The 15,549-nt window shown below is 67.0% G+C and carries 19 protein-coding genes; 14 read left to right on the plus strand and 5 right to left on the minus strand.

Annotated features, from left to right (window positions below; translation table 11 throughout):
• From EPO55_RS07585 to EPO55_RS07605, 5 genes are all read left to right on the plus strand, one after another.
• On the plus strand, positions 1-594 hold a 594-nt coding region (locus EPO55_RS07585), incomplete at its 5' end, for a M48 family metallopeptidase (protein WP_296335995.1).
• Positions 587-814, plus strand: coding sequence for a sulfurtransferase TusA family protein (locus EPO55_RS07590; protein WP_296335996.1), 228 nt, complete (start codon positions 587-589; stop codon positions 812-814). The genes EPO55_RS07585 and EPO55_RS07590, both read left to right, overlap by 8 nt.
• Before the next feature lie 32 nt (positions 815-846).
• Positions 847-2,052, plus strand: a complete 1,206-nt coding sequence (locus tag EPO55_RS07595) for a phosphoglycerate kinase (RefSeq protein WP_296335997.1) — start codon at positions 847-849, stop codon at positions 2,050-2,052.
• 10 nt (positions 2,053-2,062) lie between these two features.
• Positions 2,063-2,659: an NUDIX hydrolase gene (locus EPO55_RS07600; protein WP_296335998.1), complete on the plus strand. Its 597-nt coding sequence runs from the start codon at positions 2,063-2,065 to the stop codon at positions 2,657-2,659.
• Positions 2,660-2,735: 76 nt separating this feature from the next.
• Complete coding sequence (locus tag EPO55_RS07605) at positions 2,736-3,800, plus strand: S8/S53 family peptidase (protein ID WP_296335999.1); 1,065 nt, start codon at positions 2,736-2,738, stop codon at positions 3,798-3,800.
• 2 nt (positions 3,801-3,802) lie between these two features.
• On the opposite strand, the gene EPO55_RS07610 is transcribed toward EPO55_RS07605, so the two are convergent.
• Genes EPO55_RS07610 through EPO55_RS07625 form a run of 4 tightly spaced genes read right to left on the minus strand, consistent with a single transcriptional unit; the run spans position 3,803 to position 7,107 of the window.
• Positions 3,803-4,399, minus strand: a complete 597-nt coding sequence (locus EPO55_RS07610) for a septation protein A (RefSeq protein WP_296336000.1) — start codon at positions 4,397-4,399, stop codon at positions 3,803-3,805.
• The gene (gene ftsY / locus EPO55_RS07615; protein WP_363718708.1) at positions 4,396-5,340 is read right to left on the minus strand and encodes a signal recognition particle-docking protein FtsY; all 945 of its coding nucleotides are present in this window, start codon (positions 5,338-5,340) and stop codon (positions 4,396-4,398) included. Before ftsY ends, EPO55_RS07610 begins: the two co-directional genes overlap by 4 nt.
• A gap of 9 nt (positions 5,341-5,349) precedes the next feature.
• Positions 5,350-6,198, minus strand: coding sequence for a diaminopimelate epimerase (gene dapF, locus EPO55_RS07620; RefSeq protein ID WP_296336002.1), 849 nt, complete (start codon positions 6,196-6,198; stop codon positions 5,350-5,352).
• Positions 6,199-6,204: 6 nt separating this feature from the next.
• Positions 6,205-7,107: a hypothetical protein gene (locus tag EPO55_RS07625; protein WP_296336003.1), complete on the minus strand. Its 903-nt coding sequence runs from the start codon at positions 7,105-7,107 to the stop codon at positions 6,205-6,207.
• Positions 7,108-7,162: 55 nt separating this feature from the next.
• Here EPO55_RS07625 and EPO55_RS07630 point away from each other — a divergent pair, with 55 nt between their 5' ends.
• Positions 7,163-7,765 carry a 2-hydroxychromene-2-carboxylate isomerase gene (locus tag EPO55_RS07630; RefSeq protein WP_296336004.1) on the plus strand — a complete coding sequence of 201 codons (603 nt, stop codon included), beginning with the start codon at positions 7,163-7,165 and terminating at the stop codon, positions 7,763-7,765.
• Between the two features lie 456 nt (positions 7,766-8,221).
• On the opposite strand, the gene EPO55_RS07635 is transcribed toward EPO55_RS07630, so the two are convergent.
• Positions 8,222-8,878 (minus strand): type II CAAX endopeptidase family protein, encoded by a 657-nt coding sequence (locus EPO55_RS07635; protein WP_296336005.1) that lies wholly within the window; start codon positions 8,876-8,878, stop codon positions 8,222-8,224.
• 169 nt (positions 8,879-9,047) lie between these two features.
• Here EPO55_RS07635 and ffh point away from each other — a divergent pair, with 169 nt between their 5' ends.
• The 8 genes from ffh (at position 9,048) to leuD (ending at position 15,535) form a co-directional block, all read left to right on the plus strand.
• A complete protein-coding gene (gene ffh, locus EPO55_RS07640; protein ID WP_296336006.1) occupies positions 9,048-10,448 on the plus strand; it encodes a signal recognition particle protein in 1,401 nt (466 codons plus the stop codon).
• A 51-nt stretch (positions 10,449-10,499) separates the two neighbouring features.
• Entirely contained in the window at positions 10,500-10,880 is a 381-nt protein-coding gene (rpsP, locus tag EPO55_RS07645; protein ID WP_296336008.1) for a 30S ribosomal protein S16, read from the plus strand.
• 13 nt (positions 10,881-10,893) lie between these two features.
• Positions 10,894-11,427: a ribosome maturation factor RimM gene (gene rimM, locus EPO55_RS07650; RefSeq protein ID WP_296336009.1), complete on the plus strand. Its 534-nt coding sequence runs from the start codon at positions 10,894-10,896 to the stop codon at positions 11,425-11,427.
• Positions 11,428-11,433: 6 nt separating this feature from the next.
• Positions 11,434-12,153 carry a tRNA (guanosine(37)-N1)-methyltransferase TrmD gene (gene trmD, locus EPO55_RS07655; protein WP_296336010.1) on the plus strand — a complete coding sequence of 240 codons (720 nt, stop codon included), beginning with the start codon at positions 11,434-11,436 and terminating at the stop codon, positions 12,151-12,153.
• Positions 12,154-12,169: 16 nt separating this feature from the next.
• Entirely contained in the window at positions 12,170-12,655 is a 486-nt protein-coding gene (rplS, locus tag EPO55_RS07660) for a 50S ribosomal protein L19 (RefSeq protein ID WP_296336011.1), read from the plus strand.
• Positions 12,656-12,662: 7 nt separating this feature from the next.
• Entirely contained in the window at positions 12,663-14,108 is a 1,446-nt protein-coding gene (gene leuC / locus EPO55_RS07665; protein ID WP_296336012.1) for a 3-isopropylmalate dehydratase large subunit, read from the plus strand.
• A 122-nt stretch (positions 14,109-14,230) separates the two neighbouring features.
• On the plus strand, positions 14,231-14,716 hold the full coding sequence (locus EPO55_RS07670; RefSeq protein WP_296336013.1) for an RDD family protein: 486 nt from the start codon (positions 14,231-14,233) through the stop codon (positions 14,714-14,716).
• 204 nt (positions 14,717-14,920) lie between these two features.
• Entirely contained in the window at positions 14,921-15,535 is a 615-nt protein-coding gene (gene leuD / locus EPO55_RS07675) for a 3-isopropylmalate dehydratase small subunit (RefSeq protein WP_296336014.1), read from the plus strand.
• The last annotated feature ends 14 nt before the right edge of the window (positions 15,536-15,549 follow it).

Here is a 15,549-nt window from a genome sequence, read left to right on the forward strand (position 1 = left end):
CCGGCGGCCGAACGGCCGCCGGCCGAGATGTGGCGCGCCCCGCGGTTCCGCTGGGAATTCAAGACCATCGACAAGAACGAGCCCAACGCCTTCTGCCTGCCGGGCGGCAAGGTGTTCGTCTATACCGGCCTGCTGCCGATCACCCGGACCGAGGCCGGCCTCGCCGTGGTGATCGCCCACGAGGTGGCACATGCGCTGGCACGTCACGGCGCCGAGCGCATGAGCAACCAGATGGTGGCGTCGGTCGGCGCCGCAGCCGCAGGGGCGGCGCTGGCGAGCACCGTGAGCGGCAGCAGCCGCACGTACCTGCCGGGGATGATGGCGGCGGTCGGTGCCGGCGCCACGGTGGGGTTCATCCTGCCGATGTCGCGGGCGCAGGAATCGGAAGCCGACCGCATCGGGCTGGTGCTGATGGCGCTGGCCGGCTACGACCCGCGCGAGGCGATCGGCCTGTGGGAGCGCATGCGCGCCGCCAATGCCGGCCGCAAAAACCAGGCGGAGTGGTTGAGCACCCATCCCGCCGACACGACGCGAATCAACGACATCCGAGGCTGGGTGAACGAAGCCATGAAGTATTATCGTCCCCGTGACTGACACGCTCGAATACGACGCCTCGGGGCTGCTCTGCCCGCTGCCAGTGCTGCGGGCCAACCGCAAGCTGCGCGAGCTCGCGAGCGGCGGGCTGCTGACGGTGCGGGCCACCGACCCCGCCGCCGAGCAGGACTTCCCCGCCTATTGCCGCCAGACTGGCCATGAGCTGGTGTCGAGCACGCGCGACGGCGAGACACTGGTCTTCGTCATCCGGAAACGCTAGGGACCAAGGCGTCAATCCTCCAGAGAGAGTTCATGCCCCAGGTCACCTTCAAGACGATCGACACCGCCGACGTTGCCGGCAAGCGCGTGCTGGTGCGCGTCGATCTCAACGTGCCGATGAAGAACGGCAAGGTCACCGACGCCACGCGCATCGAGCGCGCCGCGCCGACGATCGCCGAGCTCGCGGCCAAGGGCGCCAGGGTCGTGGTGCTGAGCCACTTCGGCCGGCCCGACGGCAAGCCCGTGCCGGAGATGTCGCTCAAAGCGCTGGTCGAGCCACTGTCGAATGCGCTCGGCAAGCCGGTCGCCTTCGCCGAGGACTGCATCGGCCCGCTGGCCGAGGATGCGGTGCGGGCGATGAAACCCGGCGAAGTGCTGCTGCTGGAAAATCTCCGCTTCCACAAGGAGGAGGAGAAGAACGATGCGGCCTTCATCGACAAGCTCTCGGTGCTGGGCGACCTCTACGTGAACGACGCCTTCTCGACCGCGCATCGCGCGCATGCCTCGACCGAGGGCATCGCCAACCGCCTGCCGGCGGCGGCGGGCCGTCTGATGCAGGCCGAGCTCGAGGCGCTCGACAAGGCGCTCGGCAATCCGAAGCGGCCGGTCTGTGCCGTGGTCGGTGGTGCCAAGGTGTCGACCAAGCTCGACCTGCTGGGCAACCTCGTCGGCAAGGTCGACAGACTGATCATCGGCGGCGGCATGGCCAATACTTTCATGCATGCGCAAGGGATCAGGGTCGGCAAGTCGTTGTGCGAGAAGGACCTGGCGCCGACGGCGCTGGAAATCCTCGAGAAGGCCAAGGCCGCCAAATGCACGGTGCTGCTGCCGATCGACGTCGTGGTGGCGGGCGAGTTCAAGGCCGGCGCCGCGAGCACGGTGGTGGATGCCAACGCCTGCCCCGATGACCAGATGATCCTCGATGTCGGGCCGCGCTCGACCGCGCTCTACGAGAAGGAAGTGCGCGAGTGCGCGACACTGGTGTGGAACGGCCCGCTCGGCGCCTTCGAGATCCCGCCGTTCGATGCCGGCACGATGGCGCTGGCGCGCACCGTCGGTCAGCTGACGGGCACGAAGCGGCTGTTGTCGGTCGCGGGCGGCGGCGACACGGTGGCGGCGCTGGCCGCAGCGGGCGTCGAGGAGCAGTTCTCCTATGTCTCGACGGCAGGCGGCGCCTTCCTCGAATGGATGGAAGGCAAGACCCTGCCCGGCGTTGCGGCGCTCATCCGGGCAGCTTAAGACTCGGGGCATGAGCGCCCCGACCCTGCCAGAACGTCCGCGGCTCCCGTGGGATCCGCCCGAACATTTCGAGAAGCGCGTCCCGGAGGGTGACAATCGCGAGCGGTTGATCTGTGGCCGCTGCGAATTCATCCATTACCAGAATCCCAAGATCGTGGCGGGCGCTGTCTGTACCTGGGGCGACAAAATCCTTTTGGCCAAGCGAGCGATCGAACCGCGCAAAGGCTTCTGGACCTTGCCGGCGGGCTACATGGAACTGGGCGAGACGACCGAACAGGCGGCGGCGCGCGAGGCCAGGGAAGAGGCCTGCGCCACCATCGAGATCGAGCGGTTGCTGGCCATGTACAGCGTGGCGCGCATCGGCCAGGTGCAGATCATGTATCGCGCCAGGCTAGTGAGCGCCGACATCGCCGCCGGCGTCGAGAGCGAAGAGGTGGCGCTGGTCGACTGGGCCGACATCCCCTGGGAGCAGCTCGCCTTCCCGACGGTCGTGTGGGCGTTGGCGCATTTCCACGAATCGCGCGGCAAGGCCGATTTCGCGACCTATTCCAACCCGACCGGCGACCTTGCCCGCATGTGGCCGCCGCGCAAACCCGAGGGTGTCTGACGGCAAGATATGCGCCCGAGGGCCTTGTGACGGCCCATCTGCCTCATGAGAGTCCTCCCCAGAGGGGGAGACCATCATGCCCATCAGCAACTGGAACACCGGCGCCGTCCGCTCGCGCGAGGCGATGCGTCTGCTCGCCGACGAGTTCGGCGCCGATCTCGACTGGAACAGCATCCTGATTGCCCATCTCGACACGGGCTTCACCAACCACATCGTCTTCAACCTTGCGAGCGACAGGCCCGCCCTGCTGGTCGATCGCGGCATCAACTATGTCGATAGCGGCGTGGCCGAGCCCCGCGATCCGCTGAACGGCGGCGGCGGGTTGGTGGTCACGCCGGGTCACGGCACGCGCACGCTGGGCGCGCTGTGCGGCAACCTGCCCGGCATCTACATCGGCGTCTGCCCGACCGTGCCGGTCGTGCCCTACCGCGTCACCAACGGCGTGATGCTGACCGGCCAGACCATCCTGAATGCCGCCAACGCCATCATGGACGCCGTCGACCGCAACCTGGCCGACGTGATCTCGATCAGCCTCGGCGTCCAGTCGATCGTCGGCAACGTCAAGCAGATGCATGCGCTGGGCCGCGCCGTCGACCATGCCTACGAACGCGGTGTCATCATCGTCTGCGCAGCCGGCCAGACCGACGACGCGCCGCAGCTCGTCGGCGCCACGGTCTATCCCGGCCGTTACTCGCGCACTATCATGGCCGGCGGCATCAATGACGAGATGAAGGTCTGCTTCGACTACGAGATCGGCCGTCCGTTCGTCGACGCCTGGGCGCCGGCCGACGATATCTGCCGGCCGAACTCGGTGTTCGGGCTGCCCGAACCGTTCAAGGACGTTGCGGGCGCCGGCGACGGCACGTCCTACGCCACCGTCCATGTCGCGGGCGCAGCGGCGATGTGGTTGCGCAAGCACGGTACGCAGCTGGACGCAGAGGGCTACGTCGGCTGGCAGCGCGTCGAGGCGTTTCGCGCGATGCTGCGCAAGCACAAGCAGGCGCTCGCCGGCAACGGCGTGCCGACACGCAAGGGCCCGACCGATACCGGTATCCTGGATTGCGTCGCGCTGCTCACGAACAAACTGCCGCCGCTCTCCAGCCTCAGGAAGGCGCAGCGGGCGGAGCCGGAGATCGACTGAGCTCAGCTCCCGCGCGCGAAGGGATTGTCGGCGCCGTCCCAATAGCGCTTGAGCAAGGGGACCTGCAGGAAGGCGAAGACCAGCGTCAGCGGGAAACTCAGAAACATCTTGCTGGCGATCCAGGTGTCGGTCGTGAAGCCGCGCCACATCACCTCGTTGACCGCCGCCAGCACGAAGAAGAACAGCGTCCAGCGCAGCGTGAGCTTGCGCCAGCCTTCGTCGGTGAGGCGGAAGGCCGTGCCGAACAGCGGCTTCAGAAGCGGCCGGCGAAACAGCAGCAGACCGCCGCCCAGGATCGTTCCGAACAGGCAGTTCACGATGGTGGGCTTCAGCTTGATGAAGGTGTCGTCCTGCAACCAGATCGTAAGGCCGCCGAACACCAGCACGAAGAAACCACCGACCAGAGGCATGACCGGCCAGCGCTTCTCCAGCCAGCGATAGCAGGGCAGCGCGATCGCCGTCGCCATGATGAAGATGCCGGTGCCCCAATAGATGCCCCAGCGGCCGTTGGCGGCGAAGAACAGCACCAGCGGCCCCAGTTCCAGCGCGGTGGCGTAGAGCCGCCGCATGCCGTCCTGCTCTTCCGTCTTCTCGGTCATGCCGGCAGCCCCATCAATCCGCGCGCAAAGGCCCGCGCCTCGAATGGCCTGAGATCGTCGATGCCCTCGCCGACGCCGATGGCAACGACGGGCAACTTGAACTTCTCGGCCAGCGCCACGAGGACGCCGCCCTTGGCGCTGCCGTCGAGCTTGGTCACCACCAGCGCATCGACCGGCGACAGGGTCTTGAAGGTCTCGACCTGGGCATGGGCGTTCTGGCCGGTGGTGGCATCGAGCACCAGCAGGCAGGAATGCGGCGCCTCGGCATCGAGCTTGCGGATCACGCGCACGATCTTGGCGAGCTCGTCCATCAGGTTGGTCTTGTTGTGCAGACGGCCGGCGGTGTCGATCAGCAGCACGTCGCAGCCCTCGGCCTTCGCGCGCTCCAGCGCCTCGAAAGCAAGGCCCGCCGCGTCGGCGCCGGTGTCCTTGGCGATCACCGGCACACCGGCGCGCTCGCCCCACACCTTGAGTTGCTCGACGGCAGCGGCGCGGAACGTGTCGCCCGCCGCCAGCATGACCTTGTGCCCCTCGCGCTTGTAGAGGTTGGCGAGCTTGGCAATGGTCGTGGTCTTGCCGCTGCCGTTGACGCCGACCACCAGCACGACATGCGGCTTGCGCGCGACGTCGATGACCAGCGACGTCGCGACCGGCTGCAGGATCTCGGCGATGTCGTCGGCGAAGGCCGCGCGCACTTCCTCGTCGGTCACTTCCTTGCCGAAGCGCTCCTTGCCGAGCTTCCCGACCAGGCGGGCGGCGACGCTGACGCCGAGATCGGCCTGGATCAACGCGTCCTCGAGTTCGTTCAGGGTCTCCTGATCCAGCTTCTTCTTGGTGAAGAGGCCGGTGATGCTTTCGGTGACGCGCTTGGTCGACTTGGAAAGCCCGGAACGCAGGCGCGAGAGCCAACCCTTCTTTTCGGTTTCCATCGTATCGCTCACGATGGTCCCTCAGGCGAGCAGCGAGGCGTCGAGCTCGCCCTTGAAGGCGACCGCGATACCGCCGGTCATGAGCACGTGGCCATCGCGCAGCCATTCCATGGTGAGCGTGCCACCATCGACGATCACCTCTGCCTTGCGGTCCACCAGGCCGCGGCGGCTGGCGGCGACGACAGCGGCGCAGGCGCCCGACCCGCAGGCGAGCGTGAGGCCGGCGCCGCGTTCCCAGACGCGCAACCGCAACCTGCCCTCGCCCAGGGGCTGAACGACGCCGATGTTGGCGCGCTCGGGGAAGAAGCGGTCGTGCTCGAGCTTGGGGCCGAGTTCGGTGATCGGAATCTCGGCGAGGTCGTCGACGAAGAAGGTGGCGTGCGGGTTGCCCATGTTGGTGCCGACGGGGTCCTGCAGCGGCCCCAGGCCCACCGGCATGTGATTGGTGTCGCAGGCTTCGCGTACCGGGATCTCGCGCCAGTCGAGCCGGGCCAGGCCCATGTCGACGGAGATCACCGGCAACCCGTTGCTCCCCATCCCGGTCTTCTGCGATTCGAGCAGGCCGGAGATCGTCTGCACCGTGACCTGGTCGGTCTTGCGCTCGTCCATCACGACGGAGGCGACGCAGCGCGTGGCGTTGCCGCAGGCGCCGGCCTCGCCGCCGTCGGGATTGAAGATGCGCATGAAGACGTCGGCGTCATCCTCGGTCGGCGCTTCCAGCACGATGAGTTGGTCACAGCCCACGCCCAGGCGCCGGTCGGCGATGGCGCGCCGGCGCTGCAGCGACAGGTCGAGCGGCGTCGTGCGTGCGTCGAGCACCACGAAGTCGTTGCCCAGCCCGTGCATCTTCAAGAACGGCAGCCTGCTCATGCGCCGCTATATGGCCGTTCGACCGGGCCAGCGCAACGAGCGCGGCCGGACCTGCCCGGCATGGGGTCCGCCGATCTCGCGCACGTCCAGCGTGGCCAGGCGCTTGGTGTAGATCGTCAGATGCAGGATGCCGAGCGCCTCGTAGGGCATGGCCGGTTCGACAAACAGGCCGCGCCCGGCATCCCAGGCCGGGGTGGCATGATGGACCGGCCAGTTGCAGCGGCTCGGCAGCGGCTCGCAGTCGAAGCCCCTGTCGTAGACCAGCACGTTGAGCGTGATCTGGTCGGTCATGTCGGTGGAGCGCTGCAACGCCTCGCCCAGCAGGTCAGCCCACCCCCGCCAATGTGGCGCATCGGCGGGCAGCGCAAAGACGCCGGCATTGATCAGCGGATAGCGCACCAGCCTGTCCGCTGTCTCCCGGTCGAAGCAGGATTCGAAGGCCGCGCCGTTGATCGTCGAGAATTCCTTCCAGGCGTGGCGATAGTGCCGCATGGAGCGATGGATCTCCGGCGCCACGGCGAGCTTGCCGGTGCGCGCGGCGGCCAGGAACAGCGCGATGGCGTCGCCCTGCTGGACCCAGCAATCGCCGTCGATCCAGAGATAGAGATCGAAGCCCGGGAAATAGCGCGGCAGGAACGGCCGTGCGGTCAGCGCCTTGTAGCCGTCCTTGAGCCCGTCGCGGCCGGGAAAATCGAAATCCCATTGCGGCACGACGAGCTCGGCGCCCTGCCCGCGGCACCAGTCCCGCTGCTCCTCGGTCAGGCCGCAATCGAGGACGCCGAGAGCCAGCGCGCGGCCCTCGGCCGTCGCCCGCAGCGAGCCGATGCACTCGCTCATGAGGCCGAAGTAGGCAGCGTCGCCGCCGGTGATCGCGATGGCTCGTTCCGACACGTGATCAGGATGGCGCATCGGGACTTTGCTGTCGCCTGCCATTGCGCCACAGTCGGCCGGCGGAGGAATTTCCATGGCCAAGCATGTCGACTACTACGTCTCGCTCAATTCACCCTGGACCTATCTCGGGTCCAAGCGCTTCGAGGCGATGGCCAAGAAGTACGGTGCCAGCATCACGATCTGGCCGGTCGATTTCGGGTCGGTGTTTTCCGTATCGGGCGGCCTGCCGCTGCCCAAGCGCGCGCCGCAGCGCCAAGCCTATCGCATGATGGAGCTGAAGCGGTGGCGCGAGCAGAGCGGCGTCAAGCTCACGCTCGAGCCCAAGTTCTTTCCCTGCAACGAGGTGCCGGCGGCCAAATGCGTCATCGCCTTGCGCGAGCAGGGCCGCATGGCCGACGCGATCAAGGTCGCGCACGCGGTGATGGCCGCGATCTGGGCCGAGGAGAAGAACCCCGGCGATCCCGCAACCCTGAAGCAGATCATCGCCGGCTGCGGCCTCGATGCCGATGCGGTGATCAAGGCGAGCGAGGCGCCCGAGATGGCCGAGAAGCGCGAGGCCTACACCAGGCACGCGATCGCCGAGAACGTCTTCGGCGCACCCTCGTTCGTCATCGACGGCGAGATCTTCTGGGGCCAGGACCGGCTCGATTTCGTCGACCGCAAGCTCGCGTCCTAGCCTCGTCCCTGCTGGCCCAACTTTTCAAAACTGGCCCAACTCGACCGACAGAATATCGGCTCTCCGCGCGCCGGAAAGCCAATGAATACGGGATTTTACCCGTCCCGGCGGGCCCACCTGAAACGTGGGAGTGTTGGGCCCGAAGTTGGGCCCGGAGTCCGCCCCCTCCGCCCCGAAAGACGGGGCACCTCCCCCGCAGACGGGGGAGGAGAAGAAGGGGTGACACAAACTCCTCCCCCGTCTGCGGGGGAGGTGTCCCCGGAGGGGACGGAGGGGGGTCAGAGGTTGATGGGTCCGCGGGTCAGGACCCGCGGCGGCTGCACCAAGCGCTTTAGCGCGAACCCGCGGGCGGCCGCGGGCAGGTCTTGCCGGAACGAACGAAAGAGGCCGGCGCAATCCCCGCCAGCCTGTCAGAAATATAGGCTAAAACCTGCTGAAATGTCAACTCTCATTTCCTCAAGCCTGGAGATAGGCGGCGGCGGCGACCGCCAGCCCGTTGTTCGCCATATGCGCCGCCAGCGATGGCCACAGCGAGGCGGTACGCCAGCGCAGCCAGCCGAACAGCAGGCCGAGCGGCAGCACCAGGAGGGCATGCGCGGGCTCGACATGGGCCGCGGCGAAGACCAGAGAACTCACGGTGAAGGCGATACCCGCTCCCCAGCGGCTTGCGAGCCAGCCATAGAGCAGGCCGCGGAAGACGAGTTCCTCGACCAGCGGCGCCAGGCCGGCGAGCAAGGCGAGGCTGAGCAGGAACGCCGCCGGCTCCTGGGCGATCTTCATCGCCTGTTTAACGCCCTGGGGTTCGAGCCCGAACTGGCTGACGGCGACCGACAAAGCCGTGGTGCCGAGCGTGCCGAAGACCACCGGCCGCCAGCCAACCCTCCGAAAGCCCAGCGCCGGCAGGGCGGCCCGTCCGAGCGGCGCCACCGCCACCAGCACGGCGGCGAGGCCGACGCCGAAGAAGGCTCCGATCAGCGGCAACAGGCTGCGATCGGGCAGCAGCCAGAGCACGGGGCCCCCAAACAGAGGCAGGGCCGCCAGGAAGAGCAGGATCTCGCGGCCGCCGATCGACCCGGAAGTGTTATAAATCAATGAGTTAGGGTCAGTCGGCAAGTCTTTTGACTCCTCGGCCGGCAGGCCTTATACCCCGGCCGCTCAATCGGTCGTGCCGATTTCTACCGGTTCCCCCACCTTGGTTGCCTGAGAGGGGAGCTCCGCTGATCCGCGAAGGTTCGCGCATCGGCGCGATTGTCGTTTGGGCAAAAGGAGTTCTGGGACGGGCATGTTTGAAGGTCTGAGCAAACGTCTGGGCGACGTATTCGACAAGCTGCGGGGGCGTGGTGCGCTCTCCGAGGCCGATGTCGACGCGGCCCTGCGCGAGGTTCGCACCGCCCTGCTCGAAGCCGACGTGGCGCTGCCCGTCGTCCGGGACTTCATCGATTCGGTCCGTCCCAAGGCCGTCGGCGCCGATGTCATCCGCTCGGTCACGCCGGGCCAGATGGTCATCAAGATCGTCAACGATCACCTGGTCGAGATGCTGGGCGGCACAGTGGCCGACCTCGACCTCAATGCCATCCCCCCGGTCGTCATCCTGATGGTGGGCCTGCAGGGCTCGGGCAAGACGACCTCCAGCGCCAAGATCGGCTACCGCCTCAGCCAGGGCCCGCAGGGCATGGCCGCCGAATTCGGCGGCTCCTTCTCGGTCAAGCGCCGGGTCATGATGGCCTCGCTCGACACCCGCCGCCCGGCCGCCCAGCAGCAGCTCAAGGTGCTGGGCGAGCAGACCGGCGTGCCGACGCTGCCGATCGTGCCGCTCGAGATGCCGCTGGCCATCACCCGGCGCGCGCTCGAGACGGCGCGGCGCGAAGGCTTCGACGTCCTGATCCTCGACACCGCCGGCCGCCTCTCCATCGACGAAGAGTTGATGAAGGAAGTGGCCGACATCAGCGCGCTTGCGAAACCCAAGGAGACGCTGCTCGTCGCCGACGCCATGACCGGCCAGGATGCCGTCAACGTCGCCAAGGCCTTCAACGAACGGCTGGCCGTCACCGGCATCGTGCTGACCCGCGTCGACGGCGATGCCCGCGGCGGTGCGGCACTCTCCATGCGCGCGGTCACCGGCCGGCCGGTCAAGCTGATCGGCGTCGGCGAAAAGTTCGATGCGCTGGAACCGTTCCATCCCGACCGCATCGCCAGCCGCATCCTCGGCATGGGCGACATCGTCTCGCTGGTCGAGCGCGCCGCCGAGACGATCGACAAGGAAGACGCCGAGAAGCTCGCCGCCCGCGTCCGCAAGGGCCAGTTCGACATGGACGACCTGCTCAACCAGCTGCGCCAGCTGCGCAAGATGGGCGGGTTGTCGGGGCTGATGGGCATGCTGCCGGGCGCCATGCAGGCCAAGGCCGCGATGTCCAAGGCCAAGATCGACGAGGGCCAGCTCAAGCGCCAGGAGGCTGTCATTCTGTCGATGACGCCCAAGGAACGCCGCAACCCGGACGTCATCCATGCCTCGCGCAAGAAGCGCATCGCCAAGGGATCCGGCGTGCAGGTGCAGGACGTCAACAAGCTGCTCAAGCAGCACGCCGACATGCTGAAGATGATGAAGCGCGTCAACAAGCTCGGCGAAAAAGAATTCATGCGCGGACTCGGGGGCATGATGCAGCCCCCGGGCTTTCCGCGCTGAAGCTATCAAGGAACAAGTGACTCGGACGTATCGAAAGAGAGGATCGAAAGTATGCTAGCCATTCGCATGACCCGGCACGGCGCCAAGAAGCGGCCGTTCTTCCACATCGTGGTCGCCGACTCGCGCAGCCCGCGTGACGGCCGCTTCATCGAGAAGCTCGGGACCTACAATCCGCTGCTGCCGCGCGAGCACGAGCAGCGCATCACGCTCGACCAGGAGCGCATTGCCCATTGGCTCAAGGTCGGCGCCCAGCCGTCGGACCGCGTCGCCCGCTTCCTGGCGACCGCCGAGCTGATGAAGCCGCGCGAGCGCCGCGAGCAGAGCAAGAAGCCGCAGCCCCGCGCCAAGACGCAGGAGCGCATGAAGGCCGCAGCAGCAGCGACTGCCGCCGCGGCACCGGCCGAGCCCGCCAAGGAGGCCGCGGCCACCTGATGAGGATCTTCTGATGACCAAGGGCCGCATCCTGTTGGGCGTCGTCGCGGCGCCGCACGGTGTGCGCGGCCTGGTACGCATCAGAAGTTACACGGACGACCCGATGGCGATCGCCTCCTATGGCCCGCTGTCGGACGAGACGGGACGGAAGCAGTACCGGGTCGAGGCTTTGAGCACCGTGAAGGACGCGGTGCTGGCCCGGATCGAGGGCGTAGCCGATCGGACGGCGGCCGAGGCATTGCGGGGTTTGCGGCTCTATGTGGAGCGCGAGCGCCTGCCCGCCACGGACGAGCGGGAGTGGTACGAGGCCGACATCATAGGCCTCGCGGCCGTCGGCCAGGATGGTCGGGATTGGGGCAAGGTGATCGCCTTCCACGATTTCGGCGCCGGGCGGACGATGGAGGTCTCGGGAGGCAGCGCATCGCGGAGTTCGGTGATGCTGCCCTTCACCGCCGAGGCGGTGCCCGAGGTCGACGTCGAGGGCGGCAAGGTTGTGGTCGATCCGCCGGCAGGCGTGCTGCCGGGCGGTGAAGCGAAGGAGGCGTAGAGGAACGTGTGGCGCGCGACGGCGCTCTCGCTCTTCCCGGAGATGTTTCCGGGACCCCTGGGTGAAAGCCTGGCGGGCAAGGCGTTGAGCGACGGCGTGTGGGACTTGTCGGCCGTCGATATCCGGCGGTTCGCCAAGGACCGCCATCGTACTGTCGACGATGCGCCCTTCGGGGGCGGCGCCGGCATGGTGATGAAGCCCGACGTGCTGTCGGCGGCGATCGAGGCGGTCGCCGTTCCGGGAGTGCCGAAGATACTGCTCTCGCCCAGGGGCGCGCCGTTCAACCAGGCGCGCGGGCGGGAACTGGCGGCGGGTCCGGGCGTGCTGCTGGTGTGTGGACGGTTCGAAGGCGTGGATGAGCGCGTCATCGAGGGCCACGCGCTGGAGGAGATTTCGGTCGGAGATTTCGTGCTTTCGGGCGGCGAGATCGCGGCCATGGCGGTGTTGGATTGCTGCGTGCGGCTGCTGCCCGGGGTGATGGGCGAGCCGGCATCGGCGAACGAGGAGAGTTTCGAGGACGGACTGCTGGAATACCCGCACTACACAAGGCCGGCCTCGTGGACCGGGCCCGATGGGATCGAACGGCAGGTGCCGGAGATCCTGGTCTCGGGCCACCACGGCAAGGTCGCCGAGTGGCGGATGAAGGAACGACGAGAGATTACGCGGCGGCGGCGGCCCGATTTATGGGCCCGGCGCCGGACCGCGACGGAAACTGAAGAGAAGTGACGAAAGGATGGATGCGATGAACATTCTCGATATGGTCGGCCAGACGACGATGGACAAGGTGCAGGCCGAGCGGCCGGTGCCGCGCTTCGAGCCGGGCGATACGCTCAAGGTGCACGTCAAGGTGCAGGAAGGCAACCGCGAGCGCATCCAGGTCTATGAAGGCCTGTGCATCGGGCGCAAGAATGCCGGCGTGAACTCCTCGTTCACGGTGCGCAAGATCAGCTTCGGCGAAGGCGTGGAGCGCGTGTTCCCGCTCTATGGGCCGGGCATCTGGGAGATCGAGGTCGTCCGCAAGGGCGTCGTGCGTCGCGCCAAGCTCTATTACCTGCGCGATCTGCGCGGCAAGGCGAGCCGCATCGCCGAGGACACCGAGGCCCAGCGCGAACTGCTGGCCGTCCAGGCCGAGGAGGCGATCAAGCGTCCGCGCCGCGAGAGGATCAAGAAGGAAAAGCCCAAGTCCGAAGGCAACGTCCGTGCCGCCAAGGGCGGCGGCAAGAAGTAGGTGCAGCATGGCGTTCCGCAAGAAGGCGGCCACGCCGCCACCTGAGCCGCCCAAGCCGCGCACCCTGTTCGAGAAGATCTGGGATGGCCATGTCGTCGATCGCCAGGACGACGGCACCTGCGTGATCTATGTCGACCGGCACCTGGTGCACGAAGTGACCAGCCCGCAGGCCTTCGAGGGCCTGCGGATGACCGGCCGGTCCGTGCGCCGGCCCGACGCCACGGTCGCCGTGGCCGACCACAACACGTCGACCCTGCCGGTCAGTGCAGGCGATGTGGATGAGGAATCGCGAATCCAGATCGAGACGCTCGAGCAGAATGTCGCCGAGTTCCACGTGCCCTATTTCGGCATGAATGATCCGCGTCGCGGCATCGTGCATGTGATCGGCCCGGAGCAGGGCCTGACCTTGCCCGGCATGACCATCGTGTGCGGCGACAGCCACACCTCGACCCACGGCGCCTTCGGCGCGCTGGCCTTCGGCATCGGCACATCGGAAGTCGAGCATGTGCTGGCGACGCAAACGCTGATCCAGAAGCCCGCCAAGAACATGCGCGTCGCCATCGAGGGCAGCCTGCCGCTCGGCGTCACGGCGAAGGACGCGATCCTTGCCATCATCGGCCGCCTCGGCACCGCCGGTGGCACCGGCTACGTGATCGAATATGCCGGCCGCGCCATCCGTGAACTCACGATGGAAGGCCGCATGACGGTCTGCAACATGTCGATCGAGGCGGGCGCGCGCGCCGGGCTGATCGCGCCGGACGAAACGACCTTCAAGTACCTCTACGGCCGGCCGTACGCGCCCAAGGGCGGTGCGTGGGACCTGGCGCTGGGCCAGTGGCGTCGTCTGCCCTCCGACAAGAATGCGGTGTTCGATAGCCAGCTCGACCTGCTCGCCTCGGATATCCCGCCGATGGTCACCTGGGGCACCAGCCCGCAGGACGCGTTGCCGATCACCGACATGGTGCCCGATCCGGCCAATGCACCGGACGAGAACCGCCGCGAGGCCTGGGCGCGCTCGCTCGCCTACATGGGCCTGACTCCGGGCACCAAGCTCGTCGACGTGCCGATCGACCGCGTGTTCATCGGCTCGTGCACCAACGGCCGCATCGAAGACCTGCGTGCCGCCGCCGAGATCGCCCGCGGCCGCAAGGTCGCGTCGAATGTTTCGGCCATGGTGGTGCCTGGCTCCGGTCTGGTGAAGGCCGAGGCCGAGAAGGAAGGCCTCGACAAGATCTTCCTCGAGGCAGGCTTCGAGTGGCGCATCCAGGGCTGCTCGATGTGCCTGGCCATGAACGCCGACCGGCTCGATCCCGGCCAGCGCTGCGCCTCGACCTCGAACCGCAACTTCGAAGGCCGTCAGGGCCGCGGTGGCCGCACGCATCTGGTGAGCCCGGCAATGGCGGCGGCAGCGGCCATCAAGGGAACCTTGGCCGACGTGCGCGACTTCCAGTAGACGTCGGCGCCTCTGCAAGATCGCGGGCGGTGCAGCAATGCACCGCCCGATTTCTTTTCGGGGCAGGAAGCGGCAAAGTCCCTGTGGTAGGATTGGTCCGCCCACCTCCAGGGAGAAACGTCATGAGCGTTCCGAATTCAGGTCCCGCCGCCCCACCGCCGCCCGTCTGGGACGCCCGTCCGGCAGGCTCCGTCCAGGTGGGCTACGGCGGCTTCTGGATCCGCCTCGTCGCCTACATCATCGACGCCATCCTGCTCAGCCTCGCCATGGGCGTCGTGGGCAGCGTCGTTGGCTTCAATGTCTTCGCGACGGACATGGAGAGCTACAATCCTGTGGCCAACCTCGTTTCCCTTGTCATCGGTTGGCTCTACTTCGCCCTGCTCGAGAGCTCCGAGCGCGGTGCCACCGTGGGCAAGATGGCAATGGGCCTCCGCGTCGTGACCGACCAGGGCCAGCGGCTGAGCTTCCTGAACGCGACCGGCCGCTACTTCGCCAAGATCATCTCGGCCATCATCCTGTGCATCGGCTTCATCATGATCGCCTTCACCGACCGCAAGCGCGGCCTGCACGACATGATCGCCGGCACTTTGGTCATCAAAACCCGCTGACCCTCTTCTCCTCCCCCGCTTGCGGGGGAGGTGGCCGTAGGCCGGAGGGGGCGTTCAGAGGTGATGCTTCTGACCCCCTTCGCCCCCTGCGAGGGCACTTCCCCCGCTACGCGGGGGCAGAGGAAGGCTATATGGGATAGCCCCGCCGTGCTTGACGGCCTCCCCGAAAGCCCGTTTATTTCGGCGTTTCCGCAAGAGGGACTTATGGAAAAATTCACGACGCTCCGCGGCGTTGCAGCACCACTGCCGATGGTCAATGTCGACACCGACATGATCATCCCCAAGCAGTTCCTGAAGACCATCAAGCGCACCGGCCTGAAGGAAGGGCTGTTCTACGAGATGCGCTGGACGGCCGACGGCCAGAAGAAGGACTTCATCCTCGACCAGCCGGCCTACCAGAACGCCAAGATCCTCGTGGCCGGCCCCAACTTCGGCTGCGGCTCGAGCCGCGAGCATGCCCCCTGGGCGCTGCTCGACTTCGGCATCCGCTGCATCATCTCCGAGGACTTCGCCGACATCTTCTACAACAACTGCTTCAAGAACGGCATCCTGCCGATCAAGGTCTCCAAAGAGATCATCGCCAAGCTGATGGACGATGCGAGCCGCGGCTCGAACGCCATCATCGAGGTCGACCTCGAGAAGCAGGAGATCAAGGGCCCGGACGGCGGCACGGTCCATTTCGAGATCGACGCCTTCCGCAAGAAGTGCCTGATGGAAGGCCTCGACGACATCGGCCTCACGCTGGAGAAGAAGTCGTCGATCGACGACTTCGAAAGCCGCCAGAAGGACTCCCAGCCCTGGCTCCACGCCGCGGCCTGAAGAATTCCACCTCA

This window comes from Reyranella sp. (genome assembly GCF_004296935.1).
GTDB lineage: Bacteria > Pseudomonadota > Alphaproteobacteria > Reyranellales > Reyranellaceae > Reyranella.

Coding starts and splice junctions, on each gene's coding strand:
- EPO55_RS07595 (WP_296335997.1), top strand. CDS start 847: ATGCCCCAGGTCACCTTCAAGACGATCGACACCGCCGACGTTGCCGGC.
- EPO55_RS07600 (WP_296335998.1), top strand. CDS start 2,063: ATGAGCGCCCCGACCCTGCCAGAACGTCCGCGGCTCCCGTGGGATCCG.
- EPO55_RS07605 (WP_296335999.1), top strand. CDS start 2,736: ATGCCCATCAGCAACTGGAACACCGGCGCCGTCCGCTCGCGCGAGGCG.
- EPO55_RS07610 (WP_296336000.1), bottom strand. CDS start 4,399: ATGACCGAGAAGACGGAAGAGCAGGACGGCATGCGGCGGCTCTACGCC.
- dapF (WP_296336002.1), bottom strand. CDS start 6,198: ATGAGCAGGCTGCCGTTCTTGAAGATGCACGGGCTGGGCAACGACTTC.
- EPO55_RS07625 (WP_296336003.1), bottom strand. CDS start 7,107: ATGCGCCATCCTGATCACGTGTCGGAACGAGCCATCGCGATCACCGGC.
- EPO55_RS07630 (WP_296336004.1), top strand. CDS start 7,163: ATGGCCAAGCATGTCGACTACTACGTCTCGCTCAATTCACCCTGGACC.
- ffh (WP_296336006.1), top strand. CDS start 9,048: ATGTTTGAAGGTCTGAGCAAACGTCTGGGCGACGTATTCGACAAGCTG.
- rpsP (WP_296336008.1), top strand. CDS start 10,500: ATGCTAGCCATTCGCATGACCCGGCACGGCGCCAAGAAGCGGCCGTTC.
- rimM (WP_296336009.1), top strand. CDS start 10,894: ATGACCAAGGGCCGCATCCTGTTGGGCGTCGTCGCGGCGCCGCACGGT.
- rplS (WP_296336011.1), top strand. CDS start 12,170: ATGAACATTCTCGATATGGTCGGCCAGACGACGATGGACAAGGTGCAG.
- leuC (WP_296336012.1), top strand. CDS start 12,663: ATGGCGTTCCGCAAGAAGGCGGCCACGCCGCCACCTGAGCCGCCCAAG.
- EPO55_RS07670 (WP_296336013.1), top strand. CDS start 14,231: ATGAGCGTTCCGAATTCAGGTCCCGCCGCCCCACCGCCGCCCGTCTGG.
- leuD (WP_296336014.1), top strand. CDS start 14,921: ATGGAAAAATTCACGACGCTCCGCGGCGTTGCAGCACCACTGCCGATG.